This is a genomic window from Paenibacillus sinopodophylli, assembly GCF_005930355.1.
GTDB lineage: Bacteria > Bacillota > Bacilli > Paenibacillales > Paenibacillaceae > Pristimantibacillus > Pristimantibacillus sinopodophylli.
In genome coordinates this window covers 13,666-31,814 of sequence record NZ_VDBO01000023.1, presented here as the reverse complement: position 1 = coordinate 31,814, position 18,149 = coordinate 13,666, and the positions used below count along the sequence as shown (strand labels likewise).

Genomic DNA, 18,149 nt, shown 5'->3' with positions numbered 1-18,149 from the left:
CGACCAGCGAATTCGATACTGCCCAAATTATGTTGATTTTGATCAACTTAAATTCCAGATCATTTCCTTGTTTCTCGTAACATTCTGCTTGAAGAAGTGTCTTGCCGTTCTGATCGTAGTGTCAAATAACCCCCACCTTGTTGAAGGATGAGGGGTTGAACTATGCTGGTATTAAGATGTAAACACTCGTCAGGTTAGCGGTAACGATACCGACCAAGGAAGCAAACGATCTAACGCTTCCGAATCTTTCGGATCCTTGAGATGCGGTAGTTGCTCAAACAAATAGTTTAGATATTTGTTTGGATTTAGCCCGTTTTCTTTTGCCGTTTCGATTACACTATAGATAATGCTACTGGCCTTCGCGCCGCGAGGTGTATTCGCGAACAGCCAGTTCTTTCTCCCGATCACAAACGGCTTAATGGACCGTTCGCTTCGATTATTGTCGATTTCCAAACGTCCATCTAAGCAGGAACGCCGATAGCTTGTCCCATTGATTGAGGCTATACGTAATCGCTTGCCAGAGCAGGCTTTTGGGAAGCGTACGCGATCGCTGCTGGCGAAGCCAACTTAAATAAGCCTCCAGAATCGGCTGGCTTTTCGCCTTCCGAGTGCTATGGCGCTCATCCGGTGTCTTTTCCTCCAGTTCTCGTTATTCTACGCCTGAAGCTTCACAAGGAACTAGTCATGCTGCTGAGGTTACATTAGAGTTCCCTTCTGATCGTTTCCCCGAAACGGCAGCTCACATACTCAATGCAAAAAAGATGGAAAATCAGCTGTATGTACGATTAATAGAGCCGGAGCAGAAAATAATCGCGCAGAATCCTTAAAAGGGATTGATACAAAAAAAAGGTTTTGACCGTGATGAATGGCCTATGGCTTTGTGCGCTGAAGGTGGTACAGGTGCAAATATCGCTTATGTTACTCCCTCTGACAATCGGGGCGCTGGCTCATGGGTAGGTAATCAACTCAAGGATTTGAAGGATGGAACAAAAGTGTTGTTTGTCATAGGAAAATCAGACGCAACAGTCATTTCAGCTATACCCAATACAGCCGAGGTTGAGGTCGCGACAGAAAAGCCATTAGCCACTAAGAAACCTGCTACAACAGAAAAACCAATAACTACAAACACGCCTACTGCAAAACCAACTGAAAATCCAGTTGTGGTTGAGGAAACCGTTTATTATGCTAACTGTACTGCTGTTAGAGCTGCTGGTGTTAATCCGATTTATGAAGGTGATCCTGGCTATAGTCGTAAGCTTGATCGTGATGGTGACGGCTTCGGATGTGAGTAAATTAAAAGGAGTTGTATAGTTCAATCCCTATTTTTCTTTTCATTCTACTAGCATTAAATTCCTGACTAAATTGGTATAGATCATCCATAAAAAAAGCCACCTTGAAAGGTGGCTCGCACTCAAGAAGAGTCCAAAAGTATAGATAGGAGTGGAGAGAAACCATACTGTACCTAATAGCAAACGAGCCCCTTCAGCAGCTTACTAACCTACCATTTCTTCATAATAGGAATACTGCCCGTCAGGATACATGGGATCGGCAAATCTTTTAACAAGCTTTTCCCTTAGCGGTTATCGTTTGCAATTCCGATGCTCGACTAGTATATCGTCTTGGCCCACCCTCACGATTCGACTGAGTGGCCGAAAGCTTATTCGACTCCCTAGGCCGCATGAAAAACGAAGTGGTATCCTGCAAGCTGCAAGATACCGCTTCGTTTGTGTTTTAGTTGCCGTTATACGCGGTGTTCAGTGCTTCAATAACCGCTTCGCCGCCAAGCTTCTTGAATTTTGTCACATACTCGTCATAGGCTGACAACGGTAGCGCTCCTGTGATCATTTTCAAGAAATATTCGTTGCGCAAATCAATCAGCTCTTGGTTCGTCTTGTCGACCAATTCGACCGGCGGAACAAGATTTACCACGTTTTCGTGTTTAGCCGTTTTATTTACAGCCTCGAAGTAAGGCGCAAATCCCTTCTGCTCAAGGCGCTGCAATCCAAGCTCAATCGTGTCGAACATATTGTAATATACGCGGTAACGGATATTCTCCTGCTCTGGAAGTGCGACAAGCTTGCTGTCCTTCAACTCGTAATGCGTGCCTTCGAGGCCGAACGAGATCAAATTGATGATTTCGTCATTCGTTACTTTGTTCAGGAATTGCATCACTTCCTGTGCATGTTTACTCGCCTTCGGAATCATAAAATATTTGGCAGTTGTGGAGTTGCGGGAGAATCCTGCAGCACCGTTATCGCCAACCGGTGGCGCCATAAATACCATCTCTGCACCAGGCTTCTTCTCCGCCAACGCTTTGCTGATCGATGGCTCTTCGTACCAGCCCACCGTACTCATGGCCGCTTGTCCGCTAACCAGCTTTTCCTTCAAATTTTCTGATTTCGATACAATCGCTTCTTGATCGATCAGCCCTTCTGCATACAGTTTGTTCGCGAATGCCAGGAACTCCTTAGCGGCAGGCAATAGCGGCGTATACACTACCTTGCCATCCTGCTGGACATAATCAACCGGCGGGTAGAACATGCTTGCGATGGCATCCAGGGAGGATAATCCTTGCGCCAAATTGGCGGCGTACGGGATGATCGACGGATCCTTCGCCTTCAATGCTTTTAGAGCTTGGTAAAACTCCTCTTGCGTCTTGATCTCACCAACACCAGCTGCCGCAAGCAGATCTTTCCTTGCGAGCAGTCCGTTGACTGCACTGGAGAAATTGACCGTGCGGACCGCGTAAATTTGGTCTTCGAAGGTAGCCGACTTCCATTGTTCCTCCGTCAATGTGCTCTTAATATCGGGTCCGTCGGATTCGAGCAGATCGTTCAGTGGCGTCAGCAAACCTTGCTGCACGAAGTTTCCGAAAATCCCTTTGTTACTCAGGATGATCAGATCCGGCGTGTCTCCGGAAGCCATAAGCACGTTCAGCTTCTGCCTGGCCACTTCAGGGTCCTTCGGCATCAGCTCCCATTGAATATCGAATCCGGTCCGCTCGCGAAGCTCATTAATAATGACGTTGTTATTCACATCGGAACCTGCCGGAAATTCCTCCATATTGTTTTCGCCGAGAATACGAAGCGTTACCTTCTCCTTCGGCGCTTTCGTCGCCGCTGTTGTTGGAGCCGCCGATGCGTCCGCTCCCTTGCCATTGCCAGCATTTTTTGTATTGCCGCAAGCTGCCAACGCACTTGCTGTCAGCATCAGTAGAAGCAGGACAATACCCATTTTCTTTGTTTTTTTGTTCATACCCATCCCTTTTGACCTCCCACAATTTTTTTGTTTGCTATAGTCAGCCTTTGACGGCGCCAAGCACCATACCTTTGACGAAGAAACGCTGCAAGAAAGGATACACGATCACGATTGGTAGTGTAGCCGCTACAACCGTTGCACCTCGAATCGCTTCCTGCGGCACATCGGCGCTCGACAGCATATCGATATTGCTCGTTGCATCCGACACGCTCATCAGCATCTCTCTCAGAAACACTTGCAGAGGCAAACGTCCACTATCGTTAATGTACATTAACGCATCGAAGTAGCTATTCCAATATTCAACCGCGCAGAAGAGCGCTATAGTGGCGATAACTGGATACGCGAGTGGAATCATAATCTGGAACAAAATGCGTAGGTTACCCGCGCCATCCATCTTTGCAGATTCCTCCAGGCTGTCAGGTATGCCAAAGAAGTACAGCCTCACAATAATCATGTTAAATGGACTGACAAGTGACGGTAAAATAAGCGCCCATAATGAATTCAACAAACCGAGTTCTTTTACAATCAGATACGTAGGAATAATACCTGCACTGAAGAGCATGGTAAATACGTACAGCATCATAATCGCCTTGGCACCCCGCAGCCTTGAACGGGACAAGGCGTACCCTGTGAATATCGTCAGCAGCACGTTGAGAATTGTACCCAACACCGTGATGATAACCGAGTTTTGGAAGGATACCAGAAATCTCTTGCTATTCAACACAACCTCATATGCGTCCACATTGAAGTTGATTGGCCACAAGAACACGTCTCCTGCTAGTATGCTCGCTTCATCGCTGAACGACTTGGCCACAAGATTCACGACGGGAATGAGACAGATCAGAATGACGAGCAGCAACAAAATATAGTTCGTAACGGAGAACACTGTTTCTCCTTTGGATTGCAGCTTGGTGTTCATTTATACAGCCTCCCTACCATAAGCTTCTCTCGCCGAATTTCTTGCTTAACTTGTTGGCACCGAATATCAATGCCATGCCAATCAAGGATTGGAAGAGACCAATCGCCGTCGTGAAGCTGTATTTCATCTGACCAAGCCCGATCCGGTATACATACGTTCCGATAACATCGCCTACACTGTATACGAAAGGACTGTATAACATCAGCACCTGCTCTAGGTCGTTGCCAAGTGCCGTTCCGATACGCAGCATAATAATGAAGACAATTACACTGCGGATGCCTGGCAAGGTGATATGCCAGATCTGTCTAAGCTTGCCCGCTCCGTCGATCTTGGCCGCCTCGAACAGCTGTGGATCAACAGCCAGAATCGCCGACAGATAAATAATGGAGGACCATCCGGTTTCCTTCCAGGCTGACGAAGCCACAAGCACTCCCCGAAAAAACCGCTCGTCCGCAATCATCATGATATGGCTCATACCAAAGAAAGCGAATACATTTTTGAGAATACCCGTTTGTGGCGACAGCACATTTATGAACACCGCGCTAATAATGACCCATGACAAGAAATGTGGCAAGTAAGTAATCGTCTGTGCAAACCGCTTGAACATCAGATTCCGCACTTCATTAATCATTAGCGCCAGCAGAATAGGCAACGGGAATTGAAAGACCAGCTTGTAGAAATTAATAAGCAATGTATTCTCCAGCACGCTGTAGAACTTGGGGGCCCTGAACAATTCCTCGAAATGCTTGAACCCTGCCCACGGGCTCCCCCATATGCCGCTGATCAGATTAAAGTCCTTGAAGGCGATCACCACGCCGTACATCGGTAAATATTTGAAGAGCAGCAACGCAGCCAAACCTGGCAGCAACAGCAGGTACAGCACATAATCTCTCTTCAGGTCCAGCAGCCACCGCGCGCGCGCGGGATGCGCTCTCTTCTGTGTTAACTCAACTTTCTCCATCCTCTGCATACCGCAACATCACCTCTTTCGTATGTCCGTTATCTACTTCCTATTGTTATTGTAAGTGTTCTGTGGAAGAACGGAAACGGGACAGAGTTACGGTTAGGTGGCTGTTATTACGCATTTGCAAGCGGTTACAAGGTTGTGGCATTTAACGCTTTATGATTTACAGCACAGTTTCAACGAACAATAACGTATAGAGTTGTTGATTAAGGCTCAAAGCAATCAAAACCATCGTCAATCCCTCATTACGAGTTATATCACGGATCTTTCATTTAACTATGAATCCACTCTCAGTAGATTAGAGGGTAAGAGAAAAGCCCTGTTAACAGGGCTCCTCTCCAATTTGGTAATCATTTCATAGATCCAGAACTTTCTCTGTATCCAATACAAGCAGAAGTCTTACAGATGTCCCCTGCCCTTCCCTACTACGTATTCTGACCCCACTGCCTTCTCCAAAATAAAGCTTGAGCCGCTCATGCACATTCCTAACGCCGTATCCTGCGCTGCCCTCCTGGAGCAGCGAAGACATTTGCTCCGTGCTCATACCGGCCCCGGTATCCGTAATGTAGAATACGATGGCATGCTTGCGAAGCAGCCCGCGCACGCGAATTCGTCCTTGCCTGGAAGCGCTTTTATTAATGCCATGCAAAATCGCATTTTCCACAATCGGCTGCAGGATCAGCTTTATGATTTCTTTGTGCAACATCGCGGAATCCACTTTTGTCTCGTATCGGAGCTTGCCACTGAATCTGGTCTCTTGTATCGCCACATAAGCCTGAACATGCTCCAACTCCTTCTCCACAGAAAGTCTTGCATGCCCTTTGTTCAGGCTAATCCGATAAAACTTGGATAAATTCGTAACGATTCTAGCAATCTCAGGTGCATTGGAAGAGAGGGACATCCATTTCACCGTATCCAGCGTGTTGTAGAGAAAGTGGGAGTTGATTCGTCCTTCCAGCACCTTCAGCTCCTCCTGCTGCTGCTTTCGGGTCATCGCATATACCTCTCCTATAAGAGACTGGATCTGTATGGACATATTATTGAAGCTTTGTTGCAGCACAGCAATTTCGTCCTGGCCGCTAACATCCACCACCTTGCCAAATTGCCCTCGCTCCAAATCCTTCATCTTGTGAATCAGATGGGAGAGCCTGCTCGTAATCCGGTTCGACAACAAATAGGCAAGTCCGATGCCAAGTGCAATTAGCGAAACGGATAGGAGCAGAATATACAAACCAAGCAGCGAGCTTTGATCTGTAATGCGCAGAGAGGGAATAAGCACAACCAGCTGCCAATCCAGATCTTCCATCGGTTGTACAAGATGTAAATAACGTTCGCCGTGTATTCGAACGCTCGTATAAGCCTGCCGCTCTCCGATTTCGTCGCCCAAGGCGGCCTGAAGCTCGTCCGAATCCATTGGGATACTGTCCATACCCTGCGAATAGGAGGCGATCATCTCTTGACGGTTCATTAATACAGCCTGATAAGGCAGGTTTAGATTCATATCGCGCAATACGGCGCTAATCGTCTCTTGATCCACATCAATCGCTAGAAGTCCCAACAAATTGCGAACATTTTTTAAATCCTTGATCGTCCGGTACAGAGATACCGTCTCCTTGACGCCAATACCGGGATAGGTCGTACCTGGGCTGTAAATCCATTCCATCGATCGTTTCTTGGATGAAAGTCTCGTATTCCAATCCTCTAGCAAGTGGGATTCAATATTCAAAATATTGATACCCTCCATCGCGTACATCGGATTGCTTGCGACCATAAGCCGGATACGGAATATGGTTCGATTTTTCTCCGAATTTTCCAATATCTCAATGATTGTGTTGTAATCGTCAATGACCTCGCCTACCGATAACTTCTCCTGCTGTGATTTGCGAAGCAGCTTCTGCAACGTTTCGTTCGCATACACCATCTCGGAAATATTCTCGATTTCGTCCAATCGGTACGAAATATTAATTGTCGTCTGACGGAGCGCCTCCAGATAGGCGTGACTGGTCTGCTCACTAATGATCGCCGACGATTTCTGATAAGAGATGAAGCCGATGCATACCGATGGAATAAATACCATCAATACAAAAGAAATCAACATTTTATTGCGCAGCTTCATCCTTGAATCGATGAGGAGAAATCTGCCAAGCAGCTTCTTCATCCATATCGCTCCCTATATTCGCTTGGACTCAAACCAAACTCCCGCTTGAACAGCTTCGTAAAATATTTGCTGTCCTTATAGCCAATCCGCTCTGAAATATCGTGAATCAAGAGCCGATTGTCCTCCAGCAGCATACGCTTCGCTTCCTCAAGTCGAACTTCGGTCATACAGGCGTTGATCGTCATACCCGTATCCTTCTTGAACAGATTAGCCAAATAATTTGGAGAAAGATGCACGTGCTCTGCAATCTGCGCCAGTGTAAGCTCCTCGCCGAAGGAGCTGCGGATATAACCTTTGACCAGCCGGACGACGCTGCGTTGATCCGCCCTACTGTTAATCGCTTCCATAATCTGCATGATGGCGATATTGAAGATCCGAATTAACGTATCCTGCTCGCGTGCTGCCCCGATCTCCTCCAGCGCTTTCGATGCATGCGCTGAGGGTTCCAGCAGAACAGCAAAATGCCGGTTCGCTTGCGCGAGAAACATGCTGAAAAATGCTTGCAGATAATCCGGCTTAGCCTGATCGAAGCGGCGGACAAGTCCGGTATATGTCTGAAGCCCCTCTTCAAGTGCCCCCTGATTGCCCCGCTCCAGCGCATCCAGCATCACCGCCTCACATGTTGCCATCTCCGAGAGAATCCATTCTTTCTTGTCGCTCGCATCCGACTGATAAGCGACTGTTATGGTGCTCTCACCACTTTCCTTCGCATCAATAATTGAAATCCTGGCTTGCTGGAAGGAATGATGCAGCTCTTCCGGCCGCTCAGCCACCGAGCCGATGCCGACGGTTGCCCCCGTATCAGCCAGCCAGGCTTGAACGCTGGCGTCTTCGAGCCAATCGCCACCGGATATGACGCCGCCGATAGCGCCTTGACCCATAGGGAATATCGCCAGAACTCCATCAAGCGCCCGCAATTCGGCCTCCCGCAGCATGCTGCCTTCGATATATGCGGCGCGGCAGCCCGGATCGATGGAGAACTGCTCCCCGGCATAATCGGAATAAATAGATATTTCCTCGGCAGAGAGCGGCCTGTGGCACAGCTCATGGAGCAGCCGTTCCCGCGCGAGCTGCCGCGAGCGATCCGCCTTCTCCTCCAGCTCGGCGAGATGTTCAGCCTGCCTCCGATCCGAATCGCATGCTTCCACAACCTTCCGCAGCACATCCTCCAGCTCCTCCGTATGGAACGGCTTCAGCAAATAATCAACAACCTGCAGCTTAAGTGCTGATCTGACGTATTCGATATCCTCATGACCGCTTATAATGATCACACGAATCAACTTGTCTGTAATCTCCTGTCGCATTCTACGCACAAATTCGATACCATCCATCTCCGCCATCACTACATCCGTTATAATAATGTCCGGTTTCATGCGCAAAGCAATCTCCAATCCGATTCGGCCGTTCTCTGCTTCCTCCAGCTCGTAGATGCCATATGACTGCCAATCCACACAATTCCGCATCCCATTACGGATTACCTCTTCATCCTCTACCAGCAATAACGAATACATAATCGTCCACCCTTCTGTTGATAGGAGCGTTTACATTCAGCATACTCGATTCAATATCCAATTTCAGCTAAAAGTTAGGGCGAGCAGTGCAGAAAACCTTCCCCTAACAATTAGGAGAAGGTTTTCTACAGGGCTCATGCGATTACAAGAAATAATATTTGCTCAAATCTTTGCCCTCGAGTGAATAACGCTTGAAATGCTGGTAATGTGCATTATACAACTGGCCGTTCTTTGATGGAGAATAGGTCAAATAAAGCTGTTTGCGGCTATTCTCCGAAGTATTGGCTCCACTCTGATGCGGCGTGAAGGAATGGAAGATGATGACATCGCCAGGATTCGTTTCGACAATCTCGCCTTTCTGCAGATCAATCTCTGCGATTTCGTCCGCGTTCATGTTGCGCAGCTCGCCTGGCTTCGAACGGAGACGGTCATGATAGCCAGGGAACAGCTCCAATCCACCGTTCTCTACCGTCGCGCCGTCGATGGCAATCATGACGCTGATTAGTCCTTCGATCGGGAAGCCTTGCCACCATGCGGAGTCTTGATGCATGCTGTACCCGTTCGCTCCCGGCAGCTTGAAGATCAGCTTATCCTTGAACAGCAGCGGCTCATCCATATAGATGTCGCGCAGCGGCGATAAGATTCGCTCATCCTTCACCAGCTCTGCGAACAATGGCGATATATCATGTACCGGGTCCATTCTTTCAATCTTTACATCTCCATTCGCGTAGCTCTTATAGCCGGCACGCACATTGCCGCGATCCATGAACCGCTCCGTCGTCAGTAGTTTGTCACATTCCGCTTGCAAAACATGTGCTTCTTCCTCGCTGAATACGTTGCGAAGCACCAGATAACCTTGCTCGTTATAACTTTTCACTTGCTCGTCTGATAACAGCTTAATATTGCTCATTTTCATTTCCCCTTCACTTTTTTTTGCAATCAACTTCTTAACACTTATATTAAACGCCTTTATTTACTTTTGACATGCACAGTCTTATACTATTCCATATACTTTTTTGCTTATTACCCATGAGAGGAGATCGCTGCTTGAGGACGTTGGAAATTAAGAGAAGCTACATCAGCGGAATGCGTACAGAATTTAAGCTGGAGGAAGATCAATACCAGAACTGGGTCATGCTTGCCGCGTTGTCGGGACGTTTCGCCTTCGCAATGGAACAGGGAAAAGAAGGCGATGATGGGGACGGGTATGACGGGGAGAACCTGCCTATGAACTACGCGCCTAAGGAAGCTTACTTCAAGGAGAATGCATCCAAGAGCAGTCCAGCCAAGGCCATCCCCTTTGACGAAGCAGGCTACGGTGAGCTTGTCCTCTGTCCGCCCGGCATGAAGCTGAAACGGAGAGTGGTGGAGCCTCTCTCCTTCCTGTTCATCGAGTTCGCAACCGAGCTGGCATTGCCGCAAGGTAAGCTGGCTGTTCGAGACTTGCAGCGGCTGGAATCGACCTATCGTTATATGCGTATCGCATGCGCGCGTTCGGAGGGAGGCGAGGACAAGGAATATATCCGACACTTTGTCAGCGACCTGCTCGCTATTTTGTCGCTTGAGCTTGCGTCGTCAGCAGACAGAAGCCGCAGGACGAAGCAGGACCCTGTCATGGCCAGAGTCTTGCTGTATTTGGAGCAGCACGCCCTCGAATATGGCTGGAATATAAGCCAGTTAGCCGACGAACTGGGCATTGGCCCCTCGCATTTGACGAGACGGTTCCAGCAGTATTTCAGCCAATCTCCAATCGAATATGTGACCTCTCTTCGGCTGCAGAAGGCGAGATCGCTACTGGTCGAAACCGATGATACGCTCGATCATATTGCTGAGCAATGCGGGTATCAGAACGCCTTTTATTTCAGCCGCATGTTCAAAAGCAAATGTAAAATCAATCCGTCCGATTATCGCAGAAATCATCGTTTCTGAAGATATTCGACCATAATTAGGTAGGAGACATAGCGATAGATTATTTCATATTAAAATCAAAGGATGGGTAGCTATTATGATTGAATCTTATGGATTTCTTCATACAGAACAGCAGGAAAATTTATGCATAATCCATTCCATTGGCGTTCAAAAAGTTACTCATGATTCCAGCTATGACTTTTGCGGCTTAAAAAGAGATGGAGCAGGATTTCTTTTCCAATACACATTATCTGGCCGCGGCTTTCTGGAGTTGGATGCCAGCCTTCACTCTGTACTTCTCACATAGTGTAATGACCTTCTCGAGATTTATCCGAAGCCTATCTACCGATTTAAGATATCCCTCTTCATGTGAAATGTCAGGCATAATCCGAATCGTAGATACTCCTGCCTCCGCACAAGCAGAAAAAATCCGTTCATCCATTTGACTAGCAACACTAAAAATCTTTAAGCCATGGTCGGCAAAATAGGATGCGAGCTTCGGCAAACCTTTTTCCCCACTCCTCTTCTATTCGAAAATTCAATTTATCTGCTTTCATTCTGAGCCATTTCAGACCTAAAATGATAATCCCTTGAATCAATTAACTCTTAATAATGAAAAAAGGAGCTCCGCAAAATTGCGAAAGCTCCTTATACCTAGCTTTAATACATGTACAGATTACTTCGACACATGGACACTCATCACATCGCTTGAGACCGCCCCTACATAGTTGATTAGCTCTGCTCGATACTCATAGGTACCGATACCTCGATTCGTTAAGATTGTTATTGCAGTTTGAGCATTTGGCGTTCCATTCGTGAGTTCTTGGGAATCAATGAGGATACTGTTCTCATATAAGTTATATGTGTCTCCATTCGTCCCCCACCATAGATTCATACTTACTTTAAAGCTTCCGTCACCATCCCAGTTGTCGTTGGCAAGTACCGGCTTGGCAGGTGCGGCTTGGGTTACTGTAACAATATGCGTATCACTCCTGGTAGTACCGAATGCGTTAGTCAACTCTACATAGTATCGATAGGTGCCGTTTGGCTTGCTGCTAATCGCAGTTGTCACCATTTGGGCATTTGGTGTATAGTCCGCCATAGTTCTCATATCGATTAATACATCATTTTCATAAAGCTTGTAAGTGCGGGCATTTTCTCCGTACCATAGATTCATCGTTATATTATATTTACCGTCTTGCATCCCGTTATCAAAACCATTATCGTCAGAAATCGTCGGTTTACCCGGTTTGGCTTTACTTTTGGATATCATATTATCAACTACAGCCGTAGCTGAACCATGATGGCCAGCGGCATCCATGAACGTAAAGGTAAATTGGCCATTATAGTAGAATGTGTAGCTGCTTGAACCTCCATTATTTGTAATTGTAACTGGCTCACTCATGGATATCGTGGCTACTACATCCTGTGTGGTTGTCGATGTCATACTGTAAGATACTGTTGCAGTAGGTGCCACTTTATCAATCTTAAAGGTTCTCGAATGCGATTCCTCGTTAATACCCGCGTTATCAGTGGCGCGGTATTGCACCTTATTGACACCCTCCTGATCCAATGTGAAGGGTTCCGTATAAACATTCCACTCTTCATCGTTCACCCGATACTCTATCTTGGCTACGCCTGACAGCCTATCCGACGCCGCCAATGCTACCGTGATATCCGAGGTGTACCAGCCGTTGCTTCCGTTCGGTTCTGCAGGGCTTACTGCTGCAATAGTCAGAGGGGGACTATTGTCTACCAGGATGGCGACACTGGACTCTAACGTTTTTGTCCCATGTTTGACGCTCACGGTAAGCTGTACTGTACCTTCTCCTGCTGAAGTTGCCGTTACTATCCCTTGCCCATCTACAGCAGCTAGCGCACTGTCGCTCTTATAAGTAGCGGCCACTTCGCTAAGATCTGCCTGTGTTCCATCATTCAATATGCCCGAGACAGTCAAGACTGCTTGATCTCCATTCCTCAGGATGGTCTTATTTACACCAAGCACAACGTGATCCAGTTGGATCACCTTCACTTGCAACTGGTCTTTCACTCCTGTATGGTCTAATGCTGTAGCCGTTACAAGGACAGTGCCGGTATCTAGTCCTGTCAACACACCGGTTGTCGGATCAATCTCCGCTTTACCTGTTCCATTTACTACACTCCAAACAACAGATTTATTCACAGCATTAGTTGGCATGACAGTCGCATTCATAGTAAGCGTGCCGCCTTTCAACACGCTGGCATTAGGATTCCCATTGACCGTTATACTTTCAACCGGTACGTAGGGTCCTGTGCGTACAAATCGTATGCCATCTGCTAGAATAAAGTTGCTCGTATGGAATCCATTGGTTATGACGACACTTCCCGTTGAGCCCTGTATAAACGGGAAGGTTCCTATTTTGTTCCATTTGGCACTATTCTGAGATTGATCCACAATTACTTCTTCAGCGCCCGTTACATAACGGATTGTGAATGGTGCATCAGTCGTTCCGGTTGTACGATGGTGCCATTCATACACATCGTACATGCCGGTTTGTGGTATGTTTGGGGTGTAGGTAGCAGTCGAGCTGCCGCTTTTGGTTGTATTGACTGCAAAATTTCCATTGTAAGCGGTTGAGTTGCTTCCCGTATTCGACCATGAAGAGTCGGAGAACGTCACACCATCAGTATCCTTGTTGTCCATAATGATCTCCACGTTATCCGGTACGAGGGTAAATGCCACGTTATCAAACACAACATTACCTACTCCAGACAAAATACCGATCTTGATGGTAATATCCATTTTATGGGGAACAACGAAACTATTCGCATAATAAGCATACTGGCTCGTCAGAATGACAGGTTGCATGTGATGATCGCTTACTCCGTCCCACACACTCAGTTCAGGCTGAACTTCCGCCCCGCCATCAAGCTTCTTGATATAGGCAGACAGAGTATAGGTTCCCGGCTCCAAGACAGTGAACTTCTGAGACAGACCGGTTCGACCGCCCGTTACCCCTGCCGAATCGAATTCAGCAGCGAATTCTCCTTGATATGGATTTGCTTGATTCACATAGGCATTCGTGCCATAGACACCCGTTCCCTTGCTCCAGTTATCGAAAGTCGTCGAGACTGGCCCGCCAAGCGGGTCCACCATTACGCTCTCGAAATTACCATTCGAGAATATCGCAGGTAAATTACCCGTCCGTACAAATTTGATGCCATCCGCAAGCATAAAGTTTTCGGATTTGAAGCCGTTAGTAAGTACAACGCTTCCTGTGGAACCTATATTAAACGGGTAACTTCCAATTTTATTCCACCTCCCTCCGAAGGAGTATGATTGATTCACCTCGACCTGTGTCATACCACCTGCATGATTGATCGTGAACGGAGCAGTCGTAGTTGAGCTTGTCGGATGGTGCCACTCGTACACATCATACATGCCCGCAAGGGCAATCGATGGGGTGTACGTTACACTGGCATTGCCATCCTTGCTTGTATTAAGCGCGAAGTTGCCCTTATTAGCAGCGGTATTGTTCCTTGTGTTGTCCCAAGCATTGCTTGTTGTACTACTGGTAAACTTCACACCTGCCGTATCCGAATTGTCCATCACAATTTCCACATTATCCGGCACGAGCTCGAATGATACGTTGTCAAACACCACTTTCCCAACGCCCGATAAAATCCCAATATTTACCGTAATACTCATCGTCTGTGATACGGTAAATGCTTTCGCATAATAAGCATATTGGTCAGTAAGCGTCACTGGAGCAAGCTGATGGTCAGTGTTCCCTGCCCAAATGTTCAGCTCAGGTTGAACGTCTGCTCCTCCGCTTAGCTTCTTGATATTAGCGGCAAGTACATAGGTTCCCGGCTTCGTGACAGTAAACGTCTGGTTCATAAACGTCCGATTTCCCGGCGCTCCCGCAGAATCGAACTCCACGGCATTCACACCCTGGAATGGGCTTGTTTTGTTCACATAAGCATGCGTCCCATATACTCCAGCGGACATAGCCCAGTTATCGATGGTGACAGCCGCCGCCCCCCCGAGTGAATCGCCTGACAACTTCTCAAAGCCGCCATTACGAATCGTTGTAAGCACCAAATCACCAGTTACACTGTTAATTTGGAGTGGCTCATTGCTGACAATAAAGATCGTATCTTTTTTTAGAATATCGCCATCAGTTGAAAGCGGAATAACATTCCCGTAGTTATCTTCCACGCTAACAATTTTATCTGCATTCTGAATGTTGATATTAAACGATTGCCTATCTGCTGACAAGACACTAAGATAGTTGCCGTCTGTACGGTGCATATAGTGATTGACCGTAAGGAATACTTCATTAGCAAATCCAGTATACGATCCGATGTACTGATCCACTTTACGAATGTGATTTTGCATAACAGCAATCGTTTGGAACAATTCCGTAGGAGACTGTGAATGACGAGTAACGAACGTATCCTCCGCCGGAATACCCATATTAAAATATCTTGCGGCACCATTCGCGAGGAAATCCATATACCTCTCAACGGTTCCATACAATTTTGCAGGAATGGTCGGATGGGTCTCATTAAAAGGAAAAAATTCGGTCTGCCACAGTTTCAAATCCGGATAATCGCTCTTGGCTTGATTAAAGGCAGGGAGAATATCGTCTTTAATAGATTTCGTTCCGCCGTAGCCATGTATATTATAAATATCATAGTATCCAACATACGGCTCATTCAATGCGTCTACGGCCATCTGACGATCAGCAGATGTACCCGAAACATCGGTGAATCCGCTTGTTGTAACATATAACTCCAGTTCATTGCCCGTTTCCACTTTATATTCCAATTTGACCCTTTGAGCCTGCTCATGAGCGATCTTTAGCATCAAGAAATATTCTTCCTTCGTGCCTGAGAAAGCGGCTGCTTTGTATGGTGGATGGAAGTTAACCTCATTGACGATCTCGTAGTACTTGACTTTGCCCGCGTAGCGTTTCATGGTCTCGTAGACGTAATTGGTCCAATCTTCTCCAGTGCCAGGAACTCCATCCTGATATTGAATATCCTTGGAAACCCAGCGTTCTGCCTTGTATTGAAAAGCAGGCATCTCAAACCCAGCCGCAGGAATGGCGCTAACTGGCGGACGCGCAGATGCCCAGTTGGAAGGGTATCCTAGAACTGCCAGCACATCAATGTCTGCTGCATGAGCAGCACTTACATATTGATCAGCGTGCTCCCAAGTAAAGTTCCCCTTGGTGGGCTCGACTTTATGCCAGAGGAATACTCTGGCATCCTCCCACGCACGAGTAGTGCTCGTGTTGATTTTGCTCCAAGGAGACATATCGAAATTGTAGTTTGAATGTGTACCATAATAATCCGCATATGTTCCGTCAGTGACGATAGTATCGTTAGTAGGTACTTTAGATATTCCGCTCTTATATACGATAATATCCGACAGGCTAGAGCTTACGGTTGTCTCTAAATACCAGAAGCCCACTCGATCAACTAATTGCGGAAGGGTCAACTCCTCAACCCGGTAAGTGCCATCCGCTGGTACAATAACTTCCTTCACTTCGGTAAAAGCCGTAACCCCATAAGGATCAGTAGCCTTAATACTCACTGAGTAGGTCTTGGATGTATCCCCGTAATTCACCGTCATTATCGGATAGACGGCTGCTTCATCTTTGTAGAATACTTGCTTTTCATTGCTAAATATCGGTTTAACAACGCTGTATGCCGAAGAAGTATGCCAAGGCGTATTAAATTTCTCTGATTGAATATTCTGACCGAGCGCAATATTGGCAAGCAGCGAAGTATCCGTTCCGCTCGTAAATGCGGTTGTACTTTGCTCCAGCTCATTCTCCTCTAGCGCCTTAGTAGATATTTTCACATTAGTGATGTTGTAGGGGGAAGCTCTCTCTACCATGAATTGATAGGGCATGAACTTCTCCATCACCGGAGCCAATGATGTCGAAACACGTTGCAATTGAACACCGTTTTTGTATATGGCGACATAACCACCGGGACCCATTTTCCAAGAAAATGCAAGGTTAAACGACTCGCCAACAGTATAATTGAGAACGCTGGACTCGGCTTTGACTCTAGCCTCATTGGTCCCGTTACCGTTCCTGACGAAAAAGATAAGCGGCTGATCATAAGTCAAACCCGTCGGTTTCATTTCCGGTGGTGGAATGTGAGCATTAATCAGCGTATTACCCGGTCCGCCCTGCTCAGGTATGATTTGGAATAGAAAGTCATAATCGTTGCCGAACTCCGCATGCGGCTTATCGATACGTGTTGTCAACTCAATCGTCCCTTCATTCGGGTTGACTATTCCCGGCGCGAAATCACGGTACCATGTTTCGTTATCAGTGAAATAATCCGTATCTCCAGCAGTTGCTTCAGCTGTGAGTACCTTAACTACTGTGAAACTGACTGTCAACAATGCGACTGCCAGCAACAGGCATAACATGATTTTGAGTAGCTTACCTCTACCGGCATGAATCGAAGTCATTCTGATCTTCATTCAAATCCCTCCATCAATTTTGTTATTGTTCTACAGTAAAGCGGATGACAATCTAGACACCAACTATCGAACCCCCTCCAGACACCACTTTAGCAGACTGTTTTGAAATCGCTTTCAATTTAACAGTTTTAATATAATCAATAAAAAAAGTCCCGGAAACGGGACAGGATTACGATTAGGTGGTTAAAGCTACGCTGATCGGGCATCTGCCTGCTTGTTCAATAATAATAGGCGGACTATTGTTTCTTTTCCCAAGATGCTGCGAATTTTCACGCTATTTCCAATGCCATGATATTTAAACAGCTGAATTTATGAATTAGATGGTTTAACTTTACGAGGACTGTAAATCACAACACTAATATTCGTTATCAACAATGTGCAGTGTCCTACAAAACCTAACGAGGAGATCTTATTACTACAACCGGAACTTTCATCGGATAAAGTTGAACAACACGTAGAAGATACCATTCTCAAGATCTTCATGGACAGCAAAAACAACTACCCGATACGCTGTACGATTGAAAGGCATCCAATTATGCCACACGGACAGAGGCAAGGAGTTCGACTACAAGCTTCTTTCTGCAGCGCTGGCAGTTCGAGAAATGGGGGGGAACGCTAAAGTTCAACTAAATGGATTCTTGTACCATAGCCTTTAGCGGACAGGACAATTCATGAACAAAAAAAAACCACCCATAAGGGTGGTCCGTACTCATGATGAGCACTATAGGATTTGGATAGGAGTGGAGAGTCCTGTCCTGAACCTGTAGGTTTGAATCTTGTACTTATACACAGTTCCTGATGCCAAACGAGCCACCTTCAGAAGCTATCTAACCTATTATTACTTCATAATAGGAATGCTGTCCGATCGTTTAATAAGCACTGTCGCTGATTTTGTTGTCTTCAGCTGGCCAAATGAAGAATCTTGTTGGGAATGTTACAAA

The 18,149-nt window shown here is 46.6% G+C and carries 10 protein-coding genes and 2 pseudogenes; 4 read left to right on the top strand and 8 right to left on the bottom strand.

Annotation, left to right across the window (positions count from 1 at the left end; all coding sequences use genetic code 11):
* Positions 1-189: 189 nt before the first annotated feature.
* Positions 190-649, bottom strand: a pseudogene (locus FGT79_RS32350) (IS66 family transposase); the annotation flags it as partial.
* Here FGT79_RS32350 and FGT79_RS32135 point away from each other — a divergent pair.
* Both FGT79_RS32135 and FGT79_RS31700 read left to right on the top strand, forming a co-directional pair.
* Positions 609-1,007 (top strand): annotated as a pseudogene (locus tag FGT79_RS32135) (NucA/NucB deoxyribonuclease domain-containing protein); the annotation flags it as partial. The pseudogenes FGT79_RS32350 and FGT79_RS32135 overlap by 41 nt on opposite strands.
* Positions 993-1,292 (top strand): excalibur calcium-binding domain-containing protein, encoded by a 300-nt coding sequence (locus FGT79_RS31700; RefSeq protein WP_246096691.1) that lies wholly within the window; start codon positions 993-995, stop codon positions 1,290-1,292. The pseudogene FGT79_RS32135 and the gene FGT79_RS31700, both read left to right, overlap by 15 nt.
* Before the next feature lie 439 nt (positions 1,293-1,731).
* On the opposite strand, the gene FGT79_RS29705 is transcribed toward FGT79_RS31700, so the two are convergent.
* From FGT79_RS29705 to FGT79_RS29680, 6 genes are all read right to left on the bottom strand, one after another.
* Complete coding sequence (locus tag FGT79_RS29705) at positions 1,732-3,261, bottom strand: extracellular solute-binding protein (protein ID WP_138756434.1); 1,530 nt, start codon at positions 3,259-3,261, stop codon at positions 1,732-1,734.
* A gap of 37 nt (positions 3,262-3,298) precedes the next feature.
* Complete coding sequence (locus FGT79_RS29700; RefSeq protein WP_138756433.1) at positions 3,299-4,177, bottom strand: carbohydrate ABC transporter permease; 879 nt, start codon at positions 4,175-4,177, stop codon at positions 3,299-3,301.
* A gap of 13 nt (positions 4,178-4,190) precedes the next feature.
* Entirely contained in the window at positions 4,191-5,147 is a 957-nt protein-coding gene (locus FGT79_RS29695; RefSeq protein ID WP_246096689.1) for an ABC transporter permease, read from the bottom strand.
* Positions 5,148-5,496: 349 nt separating this feature from the next.
* Positions 5,497-7,299 carry a cache domain-containing sensor histidine kinase gene (locus FGT79_RS29690; RefSeq protein ID WP_138756432.1) on the bottom strand — a complete coding sequence of 601 codons (1,803 nt, stop codon included), beginning with the start codon at positions 7,297-7,299 and terminating at the stop codon, positions 5,497-5,499.
* Complete coding sequence (locus FGT79_RS29685; protein WP_138756431.1) at positions 7,296-8,810, bottom strand: response regulator; 1,515 nt, start codon at positions 8,808-8,810, stop codon at positions 7,296-7,298. Before FGT79_RS29685 ends, FGT79_RS29690 begins: the two co-directional genes overlap by 4 nt.
* Positions 8,811-8,952: 142 nt before the next feature.
* Entirely contained in the window at positions 8,953-9,720 is a 768-nt protein-coding gene (locus tag FGT79_RS29680; RefSeq protein WP_171056520.1) for a phytanoyl-CoA dioxygenase family protein, read from the bottom strand.
* A gap of 137 nt (positions 9,721-9,857) precedes the next feature.
* Between FGT79_RS29680 and FGT79_RS29675 the strand changes: the two genes are divergently transcribed.
* Positions 9,858-10,739, top strand: a complete 882-nt coding sequence (locus FGT79_RS29675; protein ID WP_171056519.1) for a helix-turn-helix domain-containing protein — start codon at positions 9,858-9,860, stop codon at positions 10,737-10,739.
* A gap of 76 nt (positions 10,740-10,815) precedes the next feature.
* On the top strand, positions 10,816-11,025 hold the full coding sequence (locus FGT79_RS29670) for a hypothetical protein (RefSeq protein WP_138756428.1): 210 nt from the start codon (positions 10,816-10,818) through the stop codon (positions 11,023-11,025).
* A 369-nt stretch (positions 11,026-11,394) separates the two neighbouring features.
* Here FGT79_RS29670 and FGT79_RS29665 read toward each other — a convergent pair whose 3' ends face one another.
* Positions 11,395-17,208 (bottom strand): golvesin C-terminal-like domain-containing protein, encoded by a 5,814-nt coding sequence (locus FGT79_RS29665; protein WP_138756427.1) that lies wholly within the window; start codon positions 17,206-17,208, stop codon positions 11,395-11,397.
* Positions 17,209-18,149: the final 941 nt, after the last annotated feature.

Excerpts from the sequence above, each read along its gene's own strand:
- FGT79_RS29665 (WP_138756427.1), bottom strand. The coding sequence starts at position 17,208 with ATGAAGATCAGAATGACTTCGATTCATGCCGGTAGAGGTAAGCTACTC.
- FGT79_RS29685 (WP_138756431.1), bottom strand. The coding sequence starts at position 8,810 with ATGTATTCGTTATTGCTGGTAGAGGATGAAGAGGTAATCCGTAATGGG.
- FGT79_RS29670 (WP_138756428.1), top strand. The coding sequence starts at position 10,816 with ATGATTGAATCTTATGGATTTCTTCATACAGAACAGCAGGAAAATTTA.
- FGT79_RS29690 (WP_138756432.1), bottom strand. The coding sequence starts at position 7,299 with ATGAAGAAGCTGCTTGGCAGATTTCTCCTCATCGATTCAAGGATGAAG.
- FGT79_RS29705 (WP_138756434.1), bottom strand. The coding sequence starts at position 3,261 with ATGGGTATGAACAAAAAAACAAAGAAAATGGGTATTGTCCTGCTTCTA.
- FGT79_RS29700 (WP_138756433.1), bottom strand. The coding sequence starts at position 4,177 with ATGAACACCAAGCTGCAATCCAAAGGAGAAACAGTGTTCTCCGTTACG.
- FGT79_RS29680 (WP_171056520.1), bottom strand. The coding sequence starts at position 9,720 with ATGAGCAATATTAAGCTGTTATCAGACGAGCAAGTGAAAAGTTATAAC.
- FGT79_RS29695 (WP_246096689.1), bottom strand. The coding sequence starts at position 5,147 with ATGCAGAGGATGGAGAAAGTTGAGTTAACACAGAAGAGAGCGCATCCC.